Below are 4458 nucleotides of genomic sequence, written 5' to 3'. Positions count from 1 at the left end.
GGAGTTGGGCTTCTTGGGGGTCGTGGTGTACACACGGGTGCACACACCGCGACGCTGCGGAGAGTTTTCCATGGCCGGGCTCTTGGATTTGGTCTTTTCGACCTCCCGGCCGTGGCGCACGAGTTGATTGATGGTTGGCATGAAACGTCCCTAAACGTTTAGAAAAAAGCAAAAACGGATACTTCCCGGAAGATTCCGAAAAGCCCTCGACTGTAGCACGCCCCCTCTTTTCTGGCAAATCAAATGATTCGAGGCTGCGCGGGTGTGGCTATCAGGATGGCCCATAAGCAGGGGAAATCCATTGAACGTTCACCCCCTGAACTTCATTGGATCCACAAGCGCAGCGCATCCCAGGCACGGCCCAGCAGACCGCTTTCTTCAACGGTTTCAAGCACTGTGAGTGGCAGCTCAGCCACCAACGCGCCGCTGGCCAGGCTGACGCGCAACACACCCACCGATTGCCCTTGCAAAAGCGGAGCAACCAGCGGGTCGGGTCGTACCACCTCGGTTTTCAGACGCCCCGCCTCACCCGCAGGCACCGAAACCACAACGCCACCAGGCTGACCCAGTTTCACCACCGGTGCCTTGCCCTTCCAGACCCTCGGCGTGGCCACAGGCGTACCCACGGGAAACAGGCGCACCGCATCAAAGGCGGTATAACCCCAATTCAACAGCTTCTGGGTTTCAGCGGCTCGCGCGTTCTCGCTGGAAGCACCCAGCAGAACACTGAGCAGACGGCGCTGCCCCTCCGGGCCCGAACCCAGAGCAGGCACCTGGCGACGGGCGGTGGTCACCAGGCAGTAACCTGCGGCGTTGGTGTGACCCGTCTTCAGCCCATCGACGCTGGGGTCGCGAAACAGCAGCACGTTGCGGTTGGTGTCGTTGGCGGCAGGGGTTCCCGGGTAACGGTAGCGTTGGATGGCGTAGTAAGGCACATATTCAGGGAAATCGCGCATCAGGCGGGTGGCCAGGGTGGCCAAATCACGCGCCGTGGTGGTGTGACCCGCCACGGTCAGACCTTCCGGGTTTTTGAAGCTGCTGCTACCCATGCCCAGGGCCTTGGCCTGCTCATTCATCATCTGAACGAAGCGCTCAACGGAGCCGCCCACCCCCTCGGCCAGGGCCACGGTGGCGTCGTTGCCCGATTGAACAATCATGCCTTTGATGAGGTCTTCTACTGGAACCTGCATCTTGGGGTCAATGAACATGCGCGAACCCGGCATTTTCCAGGCCCGTTCACTCACAGGAAAGGTTTGCGTCAGGCTGATCTTGCCGGCCTTGAGCGCGTCAAACACCAAATAGGCCGACATGAGCTTGGTGAGAGAGGCGGGCTCCACCGCCTGGTCAGGGTCTTTGGCCGCCAGCACCTGCCCCGACGTGAGATCCACCAGCAAATAGGCTTTGGCCGCGATCTCGGGCGGCTGTGACAGCTGGGCCGCAGCGGGAAAAACGACCCAGGCCGACAAAGAAAAGAACAACACTCGGAGAAACAATCGACGCAACAAAACGCTGTCCTTGAATGAAAAAAAAGAAACGGGGTAAACCGCGGTCAGACACGCACATGGCGCAACACCAGTTCGCGCAGCAACGGCAACTGACCGTGAAAGAAATGGCCGCCACCGGGCACCACCATCACCGGCAACACCTGAGGCCGGGCCCAGTCCAGCACAGCTGCAAGCGGCACGGTATCGTCGTGCTCGCCATGAATGACCAGCGTACGGCCATGGAGTTCCGCAGCCACATCGGCCACGGCGAAACGGCTGGCAGCGGTACCGACCAGCACCAGGCGCTGCAGGTCGCGCGTGGCCTGCACCCGGGCAGCGGCGTGGCTGGTCACAAAAGCCCCAAACGAAAAGCCGGCCAGGCACAACGGGCCATCGGGTGCTTGCGCTGCGATCACGGCCAACAGATCGTCCAACTCCCCCTTCCCTTCGCCGTAAACACCCTCGCTGCGACCCACGCCTCGGAAGTTGAACCGCACAGCGGTCCACCCAGCCTGCACGCAGGCACGCGCCACGGTCTGCACCACTTTGTTGGACATCGTGCCGGCAAACAACGGGTGCGGGTGCGCAACCACCGCCATACCCACCGAGGCACCTGCCGGCCGGTCAATAGCGACCTCCAGCCGACCCGCTGGGCCGTCCTGCAGCAGGGTTTCGGTCTGGGCATTCATGGGCGAACTCCGGAAATAACAGTACAAGCCTGCGGCGGCAGGCGGGGCGCAAAGAACAATGAAGTCAGCGGCCGACGTCGGGCGGTGTCACCAGACGCTGCACCACCACACCGTCGCGCAAGTGCGATTGCACAATTTCGTCGATATCGCTTTCATCGACATAGCTGTACCAAACCGCTTCGGGGTAAACCACGGCAATCGGCCCACCGGCGCAGCGGTCCAGACAACCGGCCTTGTTGACGCGCACTTTGCCCGGGCCCAACAAGCCCTGCGCTTTGGCCTGCGACTTGCAGCGGTCAAACGCCGCCTGCGCCTTGTGCTGGGCACAACAATCCTCGCCACCCTCGCGCTGGTTCAGGCAGAAAAAAATGTGTCGCTCGTAATAAGACTTGTTTTCAGGCATGGATGAATTTTAGAACGTGTCGGCACCCTCAGCGCCCAGCGGGATGGCGCACAACCGCCCGCACCCCAAACACCAGCGCGGCAAACGGCCACAACCAGCCCAGCCACTGAGAGAGCCCATGAAACCGAATGAAGCGACCCTGCTCCCACACTTCCAGCGATTGTGCGAAATACGGGCTGGCAGGCGCCCGGTTCAGCAGGCTCAGCGAGACCGCCAGACTCAACAACATGCCCACCGTGCATACCCGGCGCGGCAGCGCCAACAGCGCCAAGGCACCCAACACCGCCAGGATCAACCCCACACCCGCTGGTGGGCTGATCCATGACCAGACATGGGCTGGCCCGTAAGTGAGCGCCGAGGACAGGGAGGCGGTGGAGACCGCGCAAAAAAAGAACAGGGCGGCAAAGACCAAGCGGCGCATCACCGAACGCATATCGGCATACCCCATGAGCAAGGGGGCCAACAAACACAGCGCTACACAGAACACCTCGGCCAACGGACTCAACGGCAAAGGCGCCTGCGCACGCAACGGCAACCACTCCAGCAACGGTGTGTCTGCCAACAGACGCCGCAGCCCCGATTCCAGCCGATCCGCCACCTGCCCCAAACCGAAGGGTACAGACACGGGGTACAGCAAAGCAAGCGGCCACAAAGCCAACAAAACCAGCCCGCCATGGGCATCCCGATCAAACCAGTCGGAACGAAACTGGCTCCAGCGACGCAAACCACCCAACCGCTCCAGTATCCAGGCCGTGGTGGCCCCCACGGTGGCGCCTGCCACATTCAAAGCCAGGTCCACATTGGACGGTACCCGCACGGGCAGGTAGTTTTGCAGCGTTTCCACCCACAGCGAGAGCAACGCCGACAGACACACCGCCAACAGCCAGGCACCGCGTCGCCAGCCAGAGCGCAACAGGGCCAAGGCCAGCAGAAAACCCAAGGGGGCGTAGCCAATCAGATTGGCGGTCAGATCAAAGCCGGTCCAGTACTGAGGCAACGGCGCCAGCAAAAACGCCCAGGGTGCCACCCCCTGAAACCGCCATCCTGTGAACGGATAAAGGCTGGCGTACACCACCAAGCCCGCAAACAGCAGGGCCAGCGGCCAAGCAGACGAACGGGCGCTCAACGCATCAGAAAGGCTTGACGACCACCAGAACCACCACCACCACCAGCATGATGACAGGCGCCTCGTTGAACCAGCGGTACCAGACGTGGTTGCGCCGGTTGCGGCCACTCTCGAACTGGCGCAGCATGACGCTGCAAGCGTGGTGGTAACCAATGACCAAGAGCACCACCAACAATTTGGCGTGCATCCAGCCGTTGCCAGGCCCCCAACCGAACCCCCAACCCACCGGCGCGGGAAGCCACATCCACAAGCCCAAAGCCAGTGCGGGCACAGCCAACAGCGTTGTGAAACGCATCAACTTGCGGGCCATGAGCAGCAGGCGCTGCCGCTCGGCCACACTTTCAGGCGGCACCATGGCCAGGTTGACAAAAATGCGTGGCAGGTAGAACAGTCCAGCAAACCAGCTGGCGATGAAAACGATGTGGAACGATTTGACCCAAAGCATGGACGCAGTGTAGCCGCCACCCATCGCCCCTGGTTCAAGCCACCGCGCACAAACGCCTGGACATGGCACGGTCACAGAAACAACAGATATCGGCATAGGGGGCAGCCATTATCGGCTGCACCCCTGCCACACCACCCGGCATGCGGGTCCGCACCGGGCGGTTCGAGAGCTTGAGGTCAGGACAGTCTTGGTAACCCCAGCCCGTCAAAGTACGCAACGGTCAGCACGGTTTTGATCACCCCGTTGCTGTTGCGCCACCATCTATGGCAGTTGCCCGCCACTTGGTTTGCCACATCATCGGACGCCCCCAG

General features: G+C 61.7%; 5 protein-coding genes and 2 pseudogenes. All 7 read right to left on the bottom strand.

Annotated elements, in window-relative coordinates; genetic code table 11:
• Nucleotides 1–141: pseudogene (rpsL, locus tag Q7J58_RS22650) on the bottom strand (30S ribosomal protein S12); the annotation flags it as partial.
• A 182-nt stretch (nt 142–323) separates the two neighbouring features.
• Nucleotides 324–1481, bottom strand: coding sequence for a D-alanyl-D-alanine carboxypeptidase family protein (locus Q7J58_RS22645; RefSeq protein WP_304832349.1), 1158 nt, complete (start codon nt 1479–1481; stop codon nt 324–326).
• 68 nt (nt 1482–1549) lie between these two features.
• Nucleotides 1550–2173 carry an alpha/beta hydrolase gene (locus Q7J58_RS22640; RefSeq protein ID WP_304832347.1) on the bottom strand — a complete coding sequence of 208 codons (624 nt, stop codon included), beginning with the start codon at nt 2171–2173 and terminating at the stop codon, nt 1550–1552.
• A 64-nt stretch (nt 2174–2237) separates the two neighbouring features.
• A complete protein-coding gene (locus tag Q7J58_RS22635) occupies nt 2238–2576 on the bottom strand; it encodes a (2Fe-2S) ferredoxin domain-containing protein (protein ID WP_304832345.1) in 339 nt (112 codons plus the stop codon).
• A 28-nt stretch (nt 2577–2604) separates the two neighbouring features.
• The gene (locus Q7J58_RS22630) at nt 2605–3702 is read right to left on the bottom strand and encodes a VanZ family protein (RefSeq protein ID WP_304832343.1); all 1098 of its coding nucleotides are present in this window, start codon (nt 3700–3702) and stop codon (nt 2605–2607) included.
• A gap of 4 nt (nt 3703–3706) precedes the next feature.
• Complete coding sequence (locus Q7J58_RS22625) at nt 3707–4147, bottom strand: CopD family protein (RefSeq protein WP_304832341.1); 441 nt, start codon at nt 4145–4147, stop codon at nt 3707–3709.
• A gap of 176 nt (nt 4148–4323) precedes the next feature.
• Nucleotides 4324–4458: pseudogene (locus Q7J58_RS23215) on the bottom strand (group II intron reverse transcriptase/maturase); the annotation flags it as partial.

The organism is Hydrogenophaga sp. (genome assembly GCF_030656115.1).
Taxonomy (GTDB): Bacteria; Pseudomonadota; Gammaproteobacteria; order Burkholderiales; family Burkholderiaceae_C; genus Hydrogenophaga.
This window is presented reverse-complemented; position numbering and strand designations above follow the sequence as displayed.